The sequence below is a fragment of the Agreia sp. Leaf335 genome (genome assembly GCF_001423605.1).
Lineage (GTDB): Bacteria > Actinomycetota > Actinomycetes > Actinomycetales > Microbacteriaceae > Agreia.
In genome coordinates this window covers 479,940-497,606 of record NZ_LMOQ01000002.1, presented here as the reverse complement: position 1 = coordinate 497,606, position 17,667 = coordinate 479,940, and the positions used below count along the sequence as shown (strand labels likewise).

The following is a 17,667-nucleotide window of genomic DNA, read 5'->3' as shown; positions in this document are numbered from 1 at the left end:
AGACAATCAGGCGCAGGTGATCCTTGCCTGGGAGCCACCGGAGAGCAGCCTGTGATCGAGATCGCGCACGGCCGGTGGGGTGCGGCCTAGTATGGGCGACGTGCGGATGATGCTGGCGACGACGGTGCGGCGACCCGCGGTCCTGTGGGTGGCGTTCGTGCTCGTGCACGCGTGGCTGGGATTCGTCGGACTCACGCACCCGACGCTGCCGTGGGGGGATGTGACCCGGCAATACAGCACGTGGGTGCAGAACGCCCTTGCCGGAGACGTCGTGGGAGTGTCCGAGCCTTGGGTCTACCCGCTCGTCGCCCTGGTCCCCATGCTCGCGGCGATGGTGCTCGGTCCCGAGCTGTACGGGGTCGGCTGGTTGCTCGTCGTGGTCGTCACCAACGCCGTCGTGTTGTCCTATCTGCTTGCGCGCACGGGGCCGGGCGCCCGATTCGGCGCGCTGCGGATCACAGCCGCATGGTGGTGGATCGGTTTCATGCTGTTCCTGGGCCCGGTGGCCCTCGGCAGGATCGACGTGACCACGGTCGCCATCGCGATCATCGCTCTCCTGGTGGCTCAGCATCGGCCGGCCGTCGCCGGTGCGATGCTCGCTCTCGCGACCTGGATCAAGGTGTGGCCCGCGGTCCTCGTCGCCGCGATGGTCGTGGCAATCCGACGGCGGGCAAGCGCGGCGATCTCGTTCGTCGCGACCGGCGTCGTCATCGGGCTGGTCGTGCTCCTGGTCGGAAGCGGCGTGAACAGCCTCGGATTCATCTCGCAGCAGTCTTCTCGCGGACTGCAGATCGAGGCGCCGATCAGCACGGTGTGGATGTGGATCGCCTTCTTCGATCCGGCGGCCGCCTCGGTGAAGTACATCCAGTCGATCAACACCTTCCAGGTGCTCGGCTCGGGTGTCGACACCGCCAGCGCCGTCATGACCCCCCTCCTCGTCATCTCGTCAGCGGCTCTGCTGGCCCTGGGCGCTCTCGTCGCGCGAAGCGGGGCTCGGCCTGCTCATCTGCTCGCCCCGCTCAGCCTCGCCATCGTCGTCGGTCTTCTCGTCTTCAACAAGGTCGGCTCACCTCAGTTCGTGCTGTGGATCGCCGCCCCCGTGGTGCTGGGTATCGTCAGCCAGGGAAGACGGTTTCTGGCCCCCGCGGTGCTGGCCTTGGTGATCGCCGCCGTCACCCAGATCATCTACCCGTTCGGCTACGACGCCCTTCTGGTGCTGCAACCAGGGATGCTCCTCGTCTTGACTCTGCGCAATGCGGCGCTCGTCGTCTTATTCGCCATGGCCGTCCGCATGGTCTGGCGGTTGAGACGCCACCCCGTATCTTCTCGCCCTCGTCACGATCCACTGGAAAGGCAGTTCACCTGATGCTTGTCGCATTCTCTGTAGCACCCTCGGGAACCGGGCGCGAAGACGGGTCGGTGCATGACGCCGTCGCCGCGGCCGTGAAGGTCGTCCGCGATTCGGGGCTGCCGAATCAGACCGATTCGATGTTCACGACCATCGAGGGGGAGTGGGACGAGGTGTTCGCCGTCGTCAAGGAGGCGACCGAGGCCGTGGGACGTTTCGGCAGTCGGGTCTCGCTCGTCTTGAAGGCGGACATCCGTGACGGCTACGCCGGCGAACTGACAGCCAAGGTCGAACGGCTCGAAAGCGCACTCGACGAGATCACTCCGTGAGGTCGGTCTCCGAGGCCCTGTGGTAGTCGACCTGCACGAGCAGCCCGTCTTGAATCGCCCTCTTGCGCAGGGCGACCTTTGTTCCGACGTCGATGCCGGCCACCCGGTATTTCTCTCGGATGCGCTTGAGGTAGGACTTCGCGGTCTCCTCTGAGATCTCGAGCGCCTGGGCGACCTGCTTGACCGGCTCGCCGCCACCGTAGAGGGCCATGACCCGCCGTTCCTGCGCCGAGAGCTTGGGCGCACCGCCGACCTCGTCGGCAGACAGTGCGAGATCGAGCTCGCTCGAGATGAACGGCTTTCCCGCGTGCGCGGCACGGATGGCCTCGACGATCATCCCCGCCTCTTCGCTCTTGACGAGGTAGCCCAGGGCGCCGGCGGCGATCGCCTCGCGAATGACCGCAGGCTCGGAGTACGTGCTCATCAGCACGGTCTTGACTCCGGTGGTCTTGAGAGTGCGCAGCTTGACCGAGATCGGAAGCGAGTCCTTGAGGTCGAGGTCGAGCAGCACCACGTCGACGGGGAACTCGGGGTGGGTCAGCAGATCTGGCCACGTCGTGACGGCGGCCACCATGTCGATGTCGTCGGCCGCACCTCGTATCCACTCGGTCAACGCTCCCAGGAGCATGCGGTGGTCGTCGACGATCGCGAGTCTGATCTGTGCTGCGGAGTCTGTCACGGTTGTCCTCCCGGCCGCTTACGCTGCGACCTGCTGTGCCACGGTACGAACTGTCGTCACGATCGTGATACTGGCCCTCGTGACCATCTCAGAATGGTCGCCGACACGATCGAGCGCCGGCCATACGGCGGGGTCGATGCGCCGCTTGGGGACGCCGTCGACCGTGAGTGCGACCGGGAAGCTCATCCTATCGGCAGCGTCGCCGTCTTCTTCGACGCTCTGTGGCCCCACCACGATCTGCAGGGTCGGTTGTACGCGCAGGGAGTCCGCCACCAGCAGCCACACGGCAGAGAGGAGTCCCTCGCGCTGGCTGGGATCGAGGAATCCGGCTAGACCGCGCGGATCCGTGAGGGTCACCACGGGACCGAGCACCTCCGACTCTTCGATCGCGTGGTGCAGCCAGGTGTCGTGACGCCCCGCAACCAGGAGCAGGCGCAACTCCGTCGCGATCGACGAGGCCGCCCCCGCCACCTCCGGATCGAGGGGGAGATCGATCGTGCCTCGGGCGACACCATCGAGGATCTTTTCGGCGTCGAGGTCGAGACGCGCGAGTTCGTCGGATGCGCGCATGCCGAACGCGAAGCGGGGCGAGAGGAGCGCGCTCTCGACGACTGAGCGGTCGAGCTCCAGTTGCACGAGCGCACCGAAACCCTGTACGACCAGCGCGCCGAGGAGCGGGGGCAGCAGTGCAATGGAGGCGATCTGCATAGACGGGCCGGGGGCGAATGAGTCGGAGAAGGCGCCGGAGACCAGCATCGCGACGATGATCACCGCGAACACCGCGTCCGCGACGAGCAGCTGTCGTGCCGGCCGCGATCCGACCAGGGCGAGTAGCGTCGCTCCCACTCCGAAGACGGTCGACGAGTGGAGGATGGGTTGGGCGGTGCCCAGATTCGCGATGGTCTCCAGAAGCAGAGCGAGCGCCATGAGCACCGTGGCCGACGCGAATGCGACGGCAGGAATGCGGCCGTGGAATCTGCGGGCGAGCAGGCACGACCCGACGAGGGCTACCGTGAGAAGGGTCCAGGCGACAACCCGGACCAGGGTGGACCCGTCTGCGGGGCGGGCGAGCGTCTCGACGAAGAACGAGAGCAGGCCCCTCAGGAAGAGGCACGAGCCGAGGACGATCGCCGCGATGCCCAGGTAGCCGTAGCCCAGCCGGGAATCCCTGGCGAGATCGTCGTGCAGAGCCGAAACGGCTCGGGGTCCGATACGCCGTGCGCGCACGAGTCGACTGAGGACGTTCGGATCCTCGCTGCGCTGCGGTTCATCTGGCGGCAGGGTTTCGGTCATGCTTTGGGCACCTCCAGCACGACCGTGGTTCCTGAGCCCGGGGCGGAGAACAGTCGAGTGCGACCGCCCACCTCTCTGATCCTGGCGACCACCGACTCGGCGAGACCGAGCCTGGCCGAGTCGACCTGGTCCAGATCGAAACCCACACCCGTGTCGGTCACCATGGCCCGTACCGTCGTGTCGTCTTGGGTTATCGTGACCTCCGCATTGCTGACGCCCGAGTGTCGGCGCACATTCTCGAGGCACTCCGCAAGCGAGAGAAGGAAGGCGTCGAGCACGTCGCTGGGCAGCAGAAGACGCCCCGCGCCGTGCCACGAGACCGTCAGTCCCATGCGATCGAAGCGCTGCTTGACCGATTCGAGCGTATGCCCGAGATCGCTCGTCTCCGTCGCTTCCAGCGTGTAGGCGCCCGACGACCGAGGCATCGGGGTTCCGCCGAGGCGGAGCTGTCTCAGGAGACGGGCATCTTCGGCTGCTTGGGCCCTCAGCGCGTCAGGACGCACGCCGACGCCCGAGTGCGCGAGCAGCGTGAGGGTGGCGAGAACAGTGTCGTGCAGGAGGCGCGCGCCCTGTCGGCGTTGCGCTTCGGTCTCTGTGGCTTGCCGTTCGGCGAGATGCGCTCGTCCCAGGCGCGAGATGCGGTCGAGGGCGCGGGAGATGCTGACGGAGAGCCAGACGGTGACGCCGGTGAGGATCGACCAACCGACGACGACGGACAGCAGGCTCTCGAGCCAAGGCACAGCCCGCACGGTGGTCAGGACGGTCGTCACGACGACGAGTGCGGCACCGGTGGCGACGGTGACGATCCGAGCGAGGGAATCGAGGTTGCAGATCACGAGGGAGGGCAGGGCCGCCGAACCGAGGAGGAGCGCGGCCGTGGAGGTCGAATCGGCGCCGCCTCCGAGGGCATCCAGGCTGAGAAGAAGGATCGTCGCCACGCCCGTCACGAGGATTGTCGCCGTCCAGGGCAGCGACCGCGTTCTTCCGACGACGGTGAAGCCGGTCGCCATGACGGCGAAGAGAGGGAGCGCCGCTGCGAGCACGTCGAGGTCGGTGGGAATGTCGAGCAGGAGCGTGATGAACGACGCGCCAACGAAGGAGAGGCCGACCAGGCGGGTCGTGCGGGCGAGGAACCGGCGTTGACCGCTTGTACTCAGTGCCATGATCGACGCCGGGTGATTGCAGAAAACCGGCGTACTTTCACGACTGTCATGCTACTGGTCCTGTGCCCTGAAGTGGGGGGACATGCACATATTGTGTTGCAGATGGAGGGGGCGTAGCCTGAGTGAACTGCTTGGGGGGAACCGCCGGGAGTGTCGTTGGCAAGGCGACGCTCCCGGCTTTTTGTGTTTCTCGGCAGACGCGCGGTCGCCGGGGTCAGGCATCCAGTAAGCGCGTGAGTTGTCGACCGACCGCCTCGTTCTCGATCAGAAAACCGTCGTGCCCGAACGGCGACGAGAGAACCACCGCTTCGGTGCCGTCGATGTTTCCGGGAACATGCCGCGCGATCTCGAACTGATCCTCGATGGGGAAGAGCCGGTCGCTGTCGATGCCGATGACGACCGTGGGGATCGTCACATTCGCGAGAGCGTCGGCCAGCCCGCCGCGCCCGCGACCCACATCGTGCGAGTTCATCGCCTGCACCAGCGTCACGTAGGAGTTGGCGTCGAAGCGACGCGTGAACTTGTTGCCGTGAAAGTCGAGATACGACTCCACGGCGAATCTGCCGTCGCTGCCGAGTGGGCTGATGCCCGACTGCCAGCTCCTCTGGAACCGATCGTTCAGCTCGGAGGGGCTGCGGTAGTTGAGAAGCGCCATACGTCGGGCCAGTGCGAGGCCGCGATGGGGCCCCTCTCCATCCGCCGCGTCGTAGTAGGCGCCGCCAGCGAATCGCGGATCGATGTGGATCGCCTCGACCTGAACGGAGTTGAGTGCGACCTGGTCGGCGTTCGAGCGGGCCGGCGCCGCGATCACCGCCAGTCGATCGATGCGCTCGGGGTGGGCGACGCCCCACTCGATCGCGTGCATCCCTCCCATGGAACCTCCGACGACTGCGGCCCAGCGATCGATCCCGATCGCGTCGGAGAACGCGAGCTGCGCACGCACCTGGTCGGAGATGGTCGTGTACGGAAAGGACGCGCCCCATTCGATTCCGTCGGGACCGAGCGACGCCGGTCCGGTGCTTCCCTGGCAGCCTCCCAGCATGTTGGGGCTGACGACGAACCACCGGTTCGTGTCGATCGCCAGACCCGGCCCGACGATGCCGCCCCACCAGCCGTCGGTCGGATGCCCGGGTGCGGCGTGTCCGACGAGGTGGCTGTCACCCGTCAGGGCGTGCAGAACGAGAACCGCGTTATCGCGCTCGGGCGAGAGCGTGCCGAGCGTCTCGTACGCGATGCGGACATCCGGGATGCTCGTTCCGATCTCGAAGTCGAACGAACCGATAGACACGAACGTGCGGCTGCCGATCGGGTCGCCGTCGCGCCAGGCGCCGGATGCGGGCGGCTTGCCGAGGATCGACCTGATCTGTGCGTCGGTGACGAAGCCGCTCGGGACGGTGTCTTCGGGTGTCTGCCAGTCCATATCACTTCATTCTGGCGTGCAGCGAGCGTCGCGGCCCGAATGTTACGTCGGGCCGGGACGCCGGCGGGAGCGGACGAGCGAATTAGACGATGGCGTTGGCGCGCGCCACCTCGCGGGCCGCGCTCAGGCCGGCCTCGAGATCGGCCTTGATGTCGTCGATGTTCTCGAGCCCCACCGAGAGCCGCACGAGACCGGGGGTCACACCCGAGGTGAGCTGCTGCTCGGGCGTCAACTGCGAGTGGGTCGTCGAGGCGGGGTGGATGACGAGACTGCGCACGTCGCCGATGTTGGCCAGGTGGCTGAACAGCGTGAGGTTGTCGACCAGCGCGCGCCCGGCATCCACCCCGCCTTTCAGTTCGAATGACAGAACGGCGCCGACGCCCTTCGGCGCGTACTTGTTGGCTGTGGCGTACCAGGGGCTAGTAGGCAGGCCCGCGTAGTAGACCGTGGCGATGTCGTCGTGTGCATCGAGCCATTCGGCGACCTCCTGCGCGTTCTGCACGTGGCGTTCGATGCGCAGACTGAGCGTTTCGATGCCCTGGATGAGCTGCCACGCGCTGGCCGGGGCGATCGATGAGCCGAGGTCGCGGAGCAGCTGCACGCGGGCCTTGATGATGTACGCGATCCCATCGCCGAGCGCCTCTGCGTAGTTCACGCCGTGATACGACGGGTCTGGCGAGGTGAGGCCGGGGAATCGTTCGGGGTTCTTGCTCCACGCGAACTTTCCGCCGTCGACGATCACACCGCCGATGACCGTGCCGTGACCGCCGAGGAACTTGGTGGCGGAGTGGACGATGATGTCGGCACCGTGCTCGAAGGGGCGGATCAGATAGGGCGTGGCGATCGTGTTGTCGACGATGAGCGGCACGCCCGACGCGTGGGCGACCTCGGCGACGAGCTCGATGTCGAGGATGTTGATCTTCGGGTTGCCGATCGTCTCAGCGAAGAAGAGCTTCGTGTTGGGGCGCACCGCACGGCGCCACTCCTCGGCGTCGTCCTGGTTCTCGACGAACGTGGTCTCGATGCCGAGCTTCGCCAGCGTGTACTTGAAGAGGTTGTAGGTGCCGCCGTAGATCGACGCACTCGACACGATGTGGTCACCGGCCTCGGCGATGTTCAGCACGGCGAATGTCTCGGCGGCCTGACCGGAGGCGACGAGTAGTGCGGCGGTCCCTCCCTCGAGCGCGGCGACGCGCTCCTCCACCACGTTCTGCGTGGGGTTCTGGATGCGCGTGTAGATGTTGCCGAATTCCGCGAGCGCGAAGAGGTTCTTCGCGTGGTCGGAGTTGTTGAAGACGTAAGAGGTCGTCTGATAGATGGGTGTGGCGCGGGCATTCGTCACCGGGTCGGGAGCCGCACCCGAATGGATCTGCTTGGTCTCGAATTTCCAGCTGGCGTCGTTGTCGCTCATGAGTCCTGCTTCCTTGGGGCGAATGCGAGAGCTGATCGCTCTCAGGCGAGCCTAGGAACCGGGCCCACGGGCGTCAACGGACGGGGACACACGACGTAACAGCCAGCGAGGGTGCGGCTCGACGAGCGGCCTGAGGAGTGTGCGCACCGGCTTAGAGGCCAGCAGGAACGTGACGACGATCGCGAACACGATCATGGCCGGCAGATACCAGATGGGCACGTCGCCTTCGAGTACGCCGGACTCCCGGAACGGGTACAGAACGAACGTGTGCAGGAGGTAGATGTACAGCGTCGCCTGGCCCAGGTCGGTGAAGACCGTCCGACGGCGCGGCACGAGCACGAGGAAGGCGAACGACAGGATGACGGCGACGACGATCACGGCGAGGCGCACGCCGCCGGCCCACCAGTGGTCGTATCCCACTGCGGCGTAGGACTCGTCGAAGAGCAGGAACTGTCGGATTCCGATTTCTCGCCAGAAGTCGATGCCGGTGAAGACGACGATGGCGACGGCGGCGAACAGTGCTGCAGCGCCGACGCGCCACCAGATGACCGTGGATGGAGACCATGACAGCCACCGGCGTGTCAGATCGCTGCCCCGTAGGCGCCATCCGAGCACGAAGAAGGGCAGAAGGCCGAGGGTGCGCGAAATGGCGAACTCCGAGGTGATATCCCCGATGTATCCCGCCCAGACCGATACTCCCACGCTGATCAGGAGCGGGTAGCGCAGCTGTGCGAGGTAGGGGAGCCCGATGCGCCAGGCGATGAGGGAGAGGATGAACCACAGGGTCCACGACGGTTGCGCGAGATCGAGGTTCAGGGTTCCGACGACCGCCCATCGCACCAGGGTCCAGATGGTCTCGAAGATCAGATACGGCAACACGAGATCGGTGACCAGCCGTTTGAGCTGCTTCGCGCCGGGAGGGCTCGCCTTGGCGAAGTACCCGCTGACGAGAACGAAGACCGGAACGTGGAAGGCGTAGATGATGATGTAGACGCTGTACGACGTGTCGGACGCGTCGATCAGCCGCAGGATGGCGTGACCGACCACCACCAGGGTGATCGCGAGGTACCGTGCGTTGTCCCACAACGGCAGGCGCTGCTTCGATCCGGCGGCGAGCACGGCGCCGCCCGGCTGGCGCGGCTGCTGAGGAGATGTCACGGCGACCAGCCTAGCTTCGGCCTGAAACGGCCTCGCATCGCACGGTCGGAGAGGGAGTCTCGAACGCACTACCGTGGAAGCGGAGTTCGAACCTTGTCGAAAGAGGTAGGTCAATGATTCGTCGCGCGGTCGTCACCGGAGCAAGCTCGGGTATCGGAGAGGCCACGGTGGTCGCACTGCGTGCCGCCGGATGGGATGTCGTGGGCGTGGCGCGACGCAGGGATCGACTCGAAGCGCTCGCCGAGCGCACGGGCGCCCGGTACTTCGTCGCAGACCTGACGGTGCAGAGCGAGGTCGATGCCCTTGCCGCGTACGTCGAGGAGACGGGCGGCGTCAACACCCTGGTGAACAACGCCGGGGGAGCGCGCGGTCTCGACTCGATCGAGAACGGCGATGTCGACGACTGGGCCTGGATGTACGAGGTGAATGTGGTGGCCGTCAAGAGAGTGATCTCGGCCCTGTTGCCACAGCTACGCGAGTCGGTCCGCGACGGCGATGTCGCCGACATCATCACCGTGACCTCTATTGCGGGACATACGGCCTACGAGGGCGGCGGCGGCTACAACGCTGCCAAATTCGCGGCGGCCGCCATGCTCGAGGTGCTGAGGCTCGAGGTGAGCGGCGAGCCCATCCGCGTGCTCGAGATCGCGCCCGGCATGGTCTACACCGAAGAGTTCTCGCTGAACCGATTCGGAGGCGACAGGGAGCGGGCAGAGAGCGTGTACGCGAACGTGCCCGATCCTCTGGTCGCCGACGACGTCGCACGGGTCATCGTGTCGATGGTCGAGCAGCCCCCGCACGTGTCTCTCGACCTCGTCGTGATCAAGCCCGTTGCGCAGTCGGCGCCGCACAAGGTGCATCGGGGAGCGCTCCACGTGCGCCCCGAGGATCACCGGGGCTGATTCGAGGCTGACCCGAGCTCCGTCGGTCCCTCCTCTGGGGCGACGGGGTCGGCAAACGCCAGGCGCGGTACGAAGAAGAGCAGGATGGCCGCGGTGAGTGCACCGAGGCCGCAAATGGCCCACACCTGCATATAGCCGAGAAGGCTCGACGCGGTGGCGGTGATCGAGGACGCTCCGGCGAAGAGCACGACGCCGAAGACCGCTGAGGCGAACGAGCCACCGATCGTCTTCGTCGTGTTCGTGAGTGCTGCGGCGACGCCCGTCTGACCACGGGGAGCTGCCGCGGCGGCTGCGCTGGGGAGCGCGCCGACCAAGGCTCCCGATCCGAGTCCCGCCACGACCATGTTGACGACCACCTGCGGAGTCGAGTCGTGAAAAGGCAGGAAGAGGAGGTAGCCGAGCGCAACGAGGAAGGCGCCCCCGATGAGCGCGACCCGCGGGGTCGCCCAGGTCGACACGATCGGAAAGAGGATCGCTCCGACGATCATCGACACGAGGTACGCGCCGATGAGGTTGGATATATCGCTGGCCGCGAGACCCAGGCCGTATCCGTTGACCGGATTCGTGCCTGCAAAGGTACTGAGCGGCGCCTGGGCACCCAGCAGGCTGATTCCGATGAGCGCAGCCGTGAGCTGAACCGGCCACATGGAGGGCTGCGCGAGCACCCTCATGTCGATCGCCGGATCGGACTGTCGCCGCTCGAACTGCACGAACGGCACGAAGACGAGAGCCCCCACCACGATGAGCGCCCAGACCCACCAGGTCTCAGGACCATTGATTCGGAGGAATGTCAGCCCGGACGTAATGAGCAGCAGGCCGGCGGTGAGGATCGAGAAGCCCGCGAGATCGAGAGAGCGCCCGGGATGAGGCGACGATTCGGGAACGCCGAACAGCACCACGAAGAAGACGAGGGTGACGGCGATCGCGGGAATCATCAGGGTGGGGCCGACGGCGTCGCCGAATGCCGCGAAGACACGGCCACCCGCCAGTGCGCCCAGGATCGCGCCTGCCTCGAGAGCGACGACGAGCAGGCCGGCGGCGCGACGGGTCTGCGACGCGGCACGGCCGGTACGACGACCTCGTTCGAAGATCAGCGCCACTTCGAGCGGCAGCCACACCACATAGAATCCCTGCAGCGCCCACGCGATGAGAAACGACACGAAGTCGTCTGCGACGACGAGCCACCAGCTCGCCGCGGCCGTCAGAACCGTCGTGAGAAGCAGCATCCGCTTGTGGCCCCACATGTCGCCGAGCTTCGCGATGATGGGTACGACGAGAGCAGCCACCAGAAGCTGACCGGCCTCGAACCAGTTGAAGTCTGCATCGACGATTCCCAGATGCTTCACCAGGTCGGGAATGAGGGGGATGTAGTAGCCCTGAAGGATGCCGCTGGTGATCTCGACGAGGAACAAGTAGCCGATGAGGCTCGCCGTGACACCCACGGACGTCGTGCCGAGAGATCGCGTCGCGACGAATCGCCGCCTGCCCGGTTCGGTCGTCATGAGCGGATATTACTCGCGCTGTGACGGGTGAGAAACCCGGTACCGTATGAGGCATGGTTCGAAGCGACGAGAAGACGACTGCCGATCTGGCCCCTGCGGCCGAACCCGAGAGAGAGGTCCTCGGGTGGTTGGAGTTCGGTGACGCTTCTCGGGATCTCGCGCGGGACGTTCTCGGAAGCGGTTTCGTTCCGGACTTCGTGATCGCTATCGCCCGCGGTGGCCTCCTGCCAGCCGGCGCCCTCGCCTACGCTCTCGGAACCAAGAGCTGCGGCAGTCTCAACGTCGAGTTCTACTCCGACATCGAGACCACGCTGCCCGAACCGATTCTCCTTCCGCCGATGCTCGACAACACCGCTCTCATCGGCAAGAACATCCTCCTGGTCGACGACGTCGCCGACTCCGGACGCACGCTCGCGATGGTCGTCGGACTGCTCGAGAACGTCGGAGTCATCGTCAAGACGGCGACGCTGTACTCGAAGCCTCGATCCGTGATCGAACCCGACTTCTTCTGGCGCAAGACCGATCGGTGGATAGTGTTCCCGTGGTCGGCGCATCCTCCGGTCACCGTCTGATGTCCATCCACCTCTCCGGCGGCGGCTGGCCTTTCGACGACGATGGGGCGGTCTTCCGTCCCTTCCTCGACGAGGCCACCCAGAGGGCGACCGAAGCGGGTCGTCTCGATGGCCCCCGCGTGGCCATCGTGCTCGTTCGCGATGGCGACGGCCCGGAGAAGTTCGTGGAGCTGTCTGCGGTCTTCGGCACTCTCGGCAAGATCGATCCGATCGCCGTACTCGCCCCGGAAGGCGCACCGATCGATCAGTCGCTCCTCGTCGACCTCGACGGCCTGGTCGTCTGGGGCGGTCTCGTGCCCGCTTATCGCGAGAGCCTGGCGTCGTCGTTTGCGGCCATCCGTGCGCTCGTGGAGTCCGGCGTTCCCTACTTCGGCATGTCGGCCGGCGCTGCCGTGGTCAGCGACGGAGCACTGATCGGCGGGTGGAAGATCGGCGAGGTGCAGGTCTGCCCGGTCGATGCGGCCCAGGAGATCGAGCAGGTCACCGTAGCCGAGGGCATCGGGCTCATCGATACGGCGATCGACGTTCACGCCGCGCAGTGGGGCACCGTCGCTCGACTCATCGCGGCGACGGAGGCCGCGGTGGTCGACGGCGGACTGGCCATCGATGAGCACACAGCGCTGATCGTGGGGGAGAGCTCGCTACGCGTGGTCGGATCAGGCAGCGTCTGGTCTGTCACACGAGAGAACGGAACCGTTCGGGTTTCGACGATCGGCGTCGGCTGATCGATGGCCGGTTCTCTGCGCACACTGGTCGACGAGGGACTGATCGACCCATCGTGGGCGGAGGCGCTGTCCCCGGAGGAGGAGACCATCGTCGCGCTGGGCGAGTTCCTGCGCACCGAGGTCGCTGAGGGGCGCGGCTACCAGCCGAGCGGTCGCAATGTGTTCCGAGCATTCCGTCTTCCGCTGGCGCAGGTCCGTGTGCTCATCGTCGGACAGGACCCGTATCCGACGCCCGGGCATCCGATCGGCCTGTCTTTCGCGACCGATGCCCACGTGCGTCCGCTGCCGCGCAGCCTGCAGAACATCTACCGAGAACTGCGCGACGACCTCGGGGTCGAGCCGCCGGCACACGGAGATCTGAGTTCGTGGTCGCGTTCCGGGGTGATGCTGCTCAACAGGGTGCTCACCGTGCGCCCGGGTGATGCAGGCTCGCACCGGCGAAAGGGCTGGGAGAGAGTGACGGATCTCGCCGTGCGTACCCTCGCCTCTCGTGGCGAGCCGCTCGTATCGATCCTCTGGGGTAGAGATGCAGCGGCACTCAAACCGCTTCTGGGAGACACCCCGTTCATCGAGTCGGCGCATCCCAGCCCTCTCTCCGCCAGTCGCGGTTTCTTCGGATCGCGGCCATTCAGTCGAGCAAACACACTGCTCGAAACGCAGGGCGCGCAGCCTGTCGACTGGTCGCTCGAGACCGCGGCGGAATAGGCTTGCACAATGCTTGAAGAGGAGTACCAGCCGCGACGCAGACTGCCGCCAGCTTTGCGCCCAAAGACCCCGCCGCCGCCGAAGTTCGAATACGTCATTCGTGACGCGACGACTCGCGACCTCCCTGACGTGCGCGAGATCTACAACCACTACGTGGCGAACAGCACCGTCACCTTCGACGAGGATCCGATGTCGTTGAAGGCCTGGCGCTCCAAATTCGCGTGGGTCTCCAAGCTCGGATTCCCTTTTCTCGTCGCTGTGTCGCCGAGCGGTAACATCCTCGGTTTCGCCTATGTCGCCCCGTGGAAGGAGAAGGCCGCGTACCGTCGCACCGTCGAGAACTCGATCTACCTCGGCCCGGCCGCCACGGGCAAGGGTCTCGGCAAGGCGCTGATGGCAGAACTCCTGACCCGGGCCAAGGCTGTGGGCATCAAAGAGGTGCTCGCCGTGATCGCGGATCAGGGCGCCGAAGCCTCGCTGAAGATGCACGAGAGCTTCGGATTCAAGGAGGTCGGTCGCCTCGGCCGCGTCGGATTCAAGTTCAACCGGTGGCTCGGCACGGTCATGCTGCAGAAGTCGCTGAAGTAGAAGAGAGTTCGATCGACCGGGGTCTCGCCGCTCGGCACCCGATCATTCGCCTGTTGCTCCGTCGAGCATCTCGCGCAGGATGTCGATGTGACCGATGTGGCGTGCCGTCTCCTCGATGAGATGCACCGTGATCCAGCGCAGGGTGAAACGGGCCTCGCGACCCTGGCAGCGATCGTCGAGCGAGTGCCTCAGCTGCACTGCTCGGGACTCTGCGACCGCCTTCTCGTAGTCGGCGATGATCTCGGCGAGCGTGTCTTTCTCGCTGATCCTGAACTCGCCATCGGGGTCTTCGTCAGACCAGCGATACGAGATCATCGCTTCGCCGTCCATGACCTCTCGGAACCAGGAACGTTCCACATCGGCGAGGTGCCGTATGAGGCCCGCCACCGTGGTCAGCGAGGGCAGGAGGCGTCGCCCGGCGTCGGCGTCGCTGAGACCGGTGGCCTTGTAGACGACCGTCGCGCGCTGCAGGTCGAGGAACCCATCGAGCATCTCGCGTTCGCCGCCGCGTTCGGGCGGTTCCGGTCGGTCGTCTTCGGGCAGAGTCCCGGTGCTTATCGAGGTCACGATCTCCAGCCTAGAACTAGGCTCGATTCATGACCGCCCCGCACGAGTTCTCGGCCCTCGACCAGTACCGCCTCCTGCAGCGAGGAGAGCTCGGCGTGGTCGAACTGACCCAGCATTACCTCGACCGCATAGGGGCACGCGACGGCGAGCTCGGCGCGTTCTTCACCGTGACGGCCGAGCGCGCGCTCGAGCGCGCCCGCCACGTCGAGATGCATGTCCCTCGGTCGACGCGCCTGTGGGGCATGCCGTTCGCCGACAAAGACCTGTGGAGGAGGGAGGGAGTGCGCACGACATTCGGTTCGCGCGCGTTCGCCAACTTCGTTCCCGAGGCGAGCGACGAGCTGCCCGGAGTCCTCGACGAAGCGGGCGGCATCAGCCTCGGCAAGACGGCGACACCCGAATTCGGTATGACGAGCCACAGCGAGACCCTTCTGGCTCCGCCAGCCCGCAACCCGTGGAATCTCGATCTCGGTCCGGGAGGGTCGAGCGGGGGAGCGGCTGCCGCCGTCTCCGCCGGGCTGCTCCCGTTCGCACCGGGGTCGGATGGCGGCGGGTCGATCCGCATCCCCGCGGCGGCATGCGGGCTCGTCGGGATCAAGCCCTCGCGCGGGCGCGTCCCGGCTCTGTCGGGCATCGACGCGCTCGGCGGGCTCCCGGTCGCTGGGCCTATCGCTCGCAGCGTCGTGGATGCGGCTTTCCTGCTCGATGGAATGATCGGACGCCGGGGCTCGGTGATCGACGATCACTTCGCCCTGCGTGCTCCGAGCGAGGATGACGGCGACTTTCTGGGTTTCGCCATCAGAGGCGAGGGCCGCTTTCAGATCGGGGTCTGCGTCGACTCCCCGTGGTCGAGCTCGCACGAGCTCGTCATCGACCCCGAGATCACGGCGGTGCTCGCCGATACGGTCGCTCTGCTGTCGGCCCTCGATCACGGGATCGAGGAGGTCGGGCTCGAACCGGCTCCCGAGTACGGCTCGGCGTTCACGACCGTCTGGCAGGCCGGCGCGGCCCAGATCCGGATCGAGTCCGGCGCGCCCATCGAAGCCGAAGCCGATGCGGATGCCGATGGCGACGTTGAACCGCTCACCCGCTGGCTTCGTCGCCGCGGCCGCGAGCTGACGGCCGTGCAGCTCGCGCAGGCACTCGCCGAGCTGTCTCGTTTCGAACGTCGCACCATCGATCGATTCTCTGGATTCGATGCTGTGCTCACGCCGACCCTCGCCCTTCTTCCACGTCCCATCGGCTGGTACGACGCCGCCGATCCAGAACGCAACTTCGCCCAGCAGGTGGAGTACTCGCCGTTCTCGTCGTACGTCAACGCCGCCGGGCTTCCGGCCATCACACTGCCGGTCGGCACGAGTTCCGATTCTCTTCCGATCGGCATGCAGCTCATCGGCCGACCCGGGGGAGAGAGCGTCCTCCTGTCTATCGCGCGGCAGCTCGAGCGTCGGCTGCGGTGGGAGGAGAAGCATCCGCCGATCTGGTCATAGGGGGATTCTCTTCGTAGGTTAGGTATGCCTATACTAAGTTCGATGAGAGTTCTGATGACCGAGGCGGGAGCCATGCCCACGACCGCCGGGCGCGTACTGCTGGCAGGCGATTCGACGATCATTCCCGTCATTCAGGGCCTCATAGAGACTCTCCCGGATACCGCACGCGGGCAGATCTTCATCGAGGTGGAGACGGCGCTCGACGTCATCGCCCTCGAGTCACCCGAACGCATCACCGTGAGCTGGTTGGCGCGCGACGTGCGCACCGGTACTCCCGGGCAGGTGCTCGGCCGCGCTGTCCGAGCGTGGGTGAGCGAGATGACCACGGGCGATGTTGTGGCCGATGGAGCCGAACTCTGCGTGTGGCTCGGCGGAGAGGCCGCGCGCATCGACGATCTTCGAGCCGACCTCGCTGAACGACTCGGTTCCAGCCGCGAAACGCTCGCTCGGTAGTCCGAGCTCGTCGGCTTTTCGGTTCTCGGGGCCAGGCCCTCGTCTAGAACGCGGTGTTGCAGTAGACCGGCACCGCCGGGGCGAGAAGACGCTGCAGCGTCTCTGCGGAGCCCGGAACGACCTCGCTCAGGGCACCCGCCGCTGCGGCCACGCGCGGATCCGCGCCGCCGAGGTACAGGGCGCCGAGCACCCACGCATCCATCTCGATGTCGACGGAACCGGAGCCGATGCGTTCGAGTGACCCCGCGCCCTCCGCGGCGGTCAGCCTGTAGAAGCCGTCCGCGAATCCCAGGGAGTCGACAACCCGGAACGTGACCTCCCCATCGGAGGTGTACCGCCGAGCGCTGAACGCCGCTATGGGGTCGAGGATGCGCAGCCAGATCCGATCCTCGACATTCGTGACCGTCAGCACTCGCGGGTCGACAAGCGCCCAGCGCAGAGCATCGTCGGGCGCACCAGACGAGAACGTCACCCGAGTACTCAAGTCGACCGAGGCGAGGTACTGCCACAACGCCAGATAGGCATCGCCCGTAGCGGCGACGAGGTCGTTGACCTCGATCGCGTGAGGTTTCGTCTCCCACCCGCCGAATCGGTAGGTGACGTAGCCGTCGACGACGCCGCTCTCGTCGTAGTGCACAGCAGCCCGCCGCGCCCGGTCTTCTTCGCCTTCGTCGGTGAGTGTGCCGGAGATACGGTCGGAATACTGGGCGTGCCGGCCTATGGATCCCGGCTGGCTCGCATGGAAGGCATCGAAGACGGTGCCAGCGAGGGCGGGGATATCGCGTGGATCGACGACGCTGCACCGGCCGGAGGGTGCTTTCATGAGAGCGAAACGCGCGTCGGTGTCGACGGTCAGCTCGTGCACCCACGTTGCCGCCCCGAAGCCGAAGCGACGATAGATCGATGCCTCTGATGCAGTGAGGGCCGCGACGGCGAACCCGGCTTCGGCGGCGCGCCGGAGATCCTCTGTCATCATGCGGCGGAGGATGCCGCGGCGCCGATGCGTGGCGCGGACGGTGACGGACGAGATGAGGTGGGCTTTCAGCTGCACCCCGGGGCTCACCGTGAGGGGCTTTTCGAACGAGGCGAACGTGGCCACGGGAATGTCGGGGCGCAACGAGTGCTCGGGCGACGCGGTGTCGTACACGCCCGTCAGTTCCTGACCGTCCTCCCGGAGGTATCCCCCCAGGGCAGCGGCGTGCGCCTCTGTCGGTCGGCGTCCGAGAAAGCCGAGGAAGTCCGCCTCGAGCCAACCAGCGGTCGGCCCGTCGGCGGTCTCACCGTCGCGGCCTGCCTGAAATGTGCGGAGTTCGAGGGACTGCGTTGAGGTGCTCACACCCTCCACGTTAGCGCCCGCGACAC

Annotated in this window: 18 protein-coding genes; 9 read left to right on the top strand and 9 right to left on the bottom strand. The window is 66.2% G+C overall.

Annotated features, from left to right (window positions below):
* Nucleotides 1-91 precede the first annotated feature (91 nt).
* Together ASF79_RS08415 and ASF79_RS08410 are read left to right on the top strand one after the other, a co-directional pair.
* Nucleotides 92-1,366, top strand: a complete 1,275-nt coding sequence (locus ASF79_RS08415; RefSeq protein WP_055853707.1) for a glycosyltransferase 87 family protein — start codon at nucleotides 92-94, stop codon at nucleotides 1,364-1,366.
* The gene (locus ASF79_RS08410; RefSeq protein WP_055780654.1) at nucleotides 1,366-1,677 is read left to right on the top strand and encodes a thiamine-binding protein; all 312 of its coding nucleotides are present in this window, start codon (nucleotides 1,366-1,368) and stop codon (nucleotides 1,675-1,677) included. Before ASF79_RS08415 ends, ASF79_RS08410 begins: the two co-directional genes overlap by 1 nt.
* Here ASF79_RS08410 and ASF79_RS08405 read toward each other — a convergent pair.
* The 6 genes from ASF79_RS08405 to ASF79_RS08380 all read right to left on the bottom strand — a co-directional run bounded on the left by ASF79_RS08405 (nucleotide 1,667) and on the right by ASF79_RS08380 (nucleotide 8,801).
* Nucleotides 1,667-2,356: a response regulator transcription factor gene (locus ASF79_RS08405; protein ID WP_055780657.1), complete on the bottom strand. Its 690-nt coding sequence runs from the start codon at nucleotides 2,354-2,356 to the stop codon at nucleotides 1,667-1,669. The two genes, ASF79_RS08410 and ASF79_RS08405, sit on opposite strands and share 11 nt — an antisense overlap.
* Before the next feature lie 18 nt (nucleotides 2,357-2,374).
* Complete coding sequence (locus ASF79_RS08400) at nucleotides 2,375-3,649, bottom strand: hypothetical protein (RefSeq protein ID WP_055853705.1); 1,275 nt, start codon at nucleotides 3,647-3,649, stop codon at nucleotides 2,375-2,377.
* The gene (locus ASF79_RS08395; RefSeq protein ID WP_055853703.1) at nucleotides 3,646-4,812 is read right to left on the bottom strand and encodes a sensor histidine kinase; all 1,167 of its coding nucleotides are present in this window, start codon (nucleotides 4,810-4,812) and stop codon (nucleotides 3,646-3,648) included. The genes ASF79_RS08400 and ASF79_RS08395 overlap by 4 nt, the downstream gene beginning before the upstream one ends.
* A 214-nt stretch (nucleotides 4,813-5,026) precedes the next feature.
* Nucleotides 5,027-6,232, bottom strand: coding sequence for a homoserine O-acetyltransferase MetX (gene metX, locus ASF79_RS08390; protein WP_055853701.1), 1,206 nt, complete (start codon nucleotides 6,230-6,232; stop codon nucleotides 5,027-5,029).
* Nucleotides 6,233-6,314: 82 nt separating this feature from the next.
* Nucleotides 6,315-7,643 (bottom strand): bifunctional o-acetylhomoserine/o-acetylserine sulfhydrylase, encoded by a 1,329-nt coding sequence (locus tag ASF79_RS08385; RefSeq protein ID WP_055780671.1) that lies wholly within the window; start codon nucleotides 7,641-7,643, stop codon nucleotides 6,315-6,317.
* Nucleotides 7,644-7,694: 51 nt separating this feature from the next.
* Nucleotides 7,695-8,801 carry an acyltransferase family protein gene (locus ASF79_RS08380; protein WP_235500695.1) on the bottom strand — a complete coding sequence of 369 codons (1,107 nt, stop codon included), beginning with the start codon at nucleotides 8,799-8,801 and terminating at the stop codon, nucleotides 7,695-7,697.
* A 113-nt stretch (nucleotides 8,802-8,914) separates the two neighbouring features.
* Between ASF79_RS08380 and ASF79_RS08375 the strand changes: the two genes are divergently transcribed.
* The gene (locus ASF79_RS08375; RefSeq protein WP_055853699.1) at nucleotides 8,915-9,703 is read left to right on the top strand and encodes an SDR family oxidoreductase; all 789 of its coding nucleotides are present in this window, start codon (nucleotides 8,915-8,917) and stop codon (nucleotides 9,701-9,703) included.
* Here the strand turns inward: ASF79_RS08375 and ASF79_RS08370 are convergent.
* Nucleotides 9,691-11,205, bottom strand: coding sequence for an MFS transporter (locus ASF79_RS08370; RefSeq protein WP_055853697.1), 1,515 nt, complete (start codon nucleotides 11,203-11,205; stop codon nucleotides 9,691-9,693). The genes ASF79_RS08375 and ASF79_RS08370 overlap by 13 nt on opposite strands.
* 53 nt (nucleotides 11,206-11,258) lie before the next feature.
* Here ASF79_RS08370 and ASF79_RS08365 point away from each other — a divergent pair, with 53 nt between their 5' ends.
* From ASF79_RS08365 to ASF79_RS08350, 4 genes are read left to right on the top strand one after another with little or no spacing between them, the layout of a single operon-like run.
* Nucleotides 11,259-11,777 carry a phosphoribosyltransferase gene (locus ASF79_RS08365; RefSeq protein WP_055853695.1) on the top strand — a complete coding sequence of 173 codons (519 nt, stop codon included), beginning with the start codon at nucleotides 11,259-11,261 and terminating at the stop codon, nucleotides 11,775-11,777.
* Entirely contained in the window at nucleotides 11,747-12,502 is a 756-nt protein-coding gene (locus ASF79_RS08360; protein ID WP_235500694.1) for a peptidase S51, read from the top strand. The genes ASF79_RS08365 and ASF79_RS08360 overlap by 31 nt, the downstream gene beginning before the upstream one ends.
* 3 nt (nucleotides 12,503-12,505) lie before the next feature.
* Nucleotides 12,506-13,207 carry a uracil-DNA glycosylase gene (locus tag ASF79_RS08355; RefSeq protein WP_055853692.1) on the top strand — a complete coding sequence of 234 codons (702 nt, stop codon included), beginning with the start codon at nucleotides 12,506-12,508 and terminating at the stop codon, nucleotides 13,205-13,207.
* A gap of 9 nt (nucleotides 13,208-13,216) precedes the next feature.
* Nucleotides 13,217-13,795 (top strand): GNAT family N-acetyltransferase, encoded by a 579-nt coding sequence (locus tag ASF79_RS08350; protein ID WP_055780685.1) that lies wholly within the window; start codon nucleotides 13,217-13,219, stop codon nucleotides 13,793-13,795.
* A gap of 42 nt (nucleotides 13,796-13,837) precedes the next feature.
* Here ASF79_RS08350 and ASF79_RS08345 read toward each other — a convergent pair whose 3' ends face one another.
* Nucleotides 13,838-14,362 (bottom strand): DinB family protein, encoded by a 525-nt coding sequence (locus tag ASF79_RS08345; protein WP_235500693.1) that lies wholly within the window; start codon nucleotides 14,360-14,362, stop codon nucleotides 13,838-13,840.
* Nucleotides 14,363-14,391: 29 nt separating this feature from the next.
* On the opposite strand from ASF79_RS08345, the gene ASF79_RS08340 reads away from it, so the two are divergent.
* Nucleotides 14,392-15,852, top strand: a complete 1,461-nt coding sequence (locus ASF79_RS08340; protein WP_055853690.1) for an amidase — start codon at nucleotides 14,392-14,394, stop codon at nucleotides 15,850-15,852.
* A 42-nt stretch (nucleotides 15,853-15,894) separates the two neighbouring features.
* On the top strand, nucleotides 15,895-16,305 hold the full coding sequence (locus ASF79_RS08335; RefSeq protein WP_162239075.1) for a siderophore-interacting protein: 411 nt from the start codon (nucleotides 15,895-15,897) through the stop codon (nucleotides 16,303-16,305).
* Nucleotides 16,306-16,348: 43 nt separating this feature from the next.
* Here the strand turns inward: ASF79_RS08335 and ASF79_RS08330 are convergent, their stop codons facing one another.
* Nucleotides 16,349-17,641, bottom strand: a complete 1,293-nt coding sequence (locus ASF79_RS08330; RefSeq protein ID WP_156366189.1) for a GNAT family N-acetyltransferase — start codon at nucleotides 17,639-17,641, stop codon at nucleotides 16,349-16,351.
* Nucleotides 17,642-17,667 lie beyond the last annotated feature (26 nt).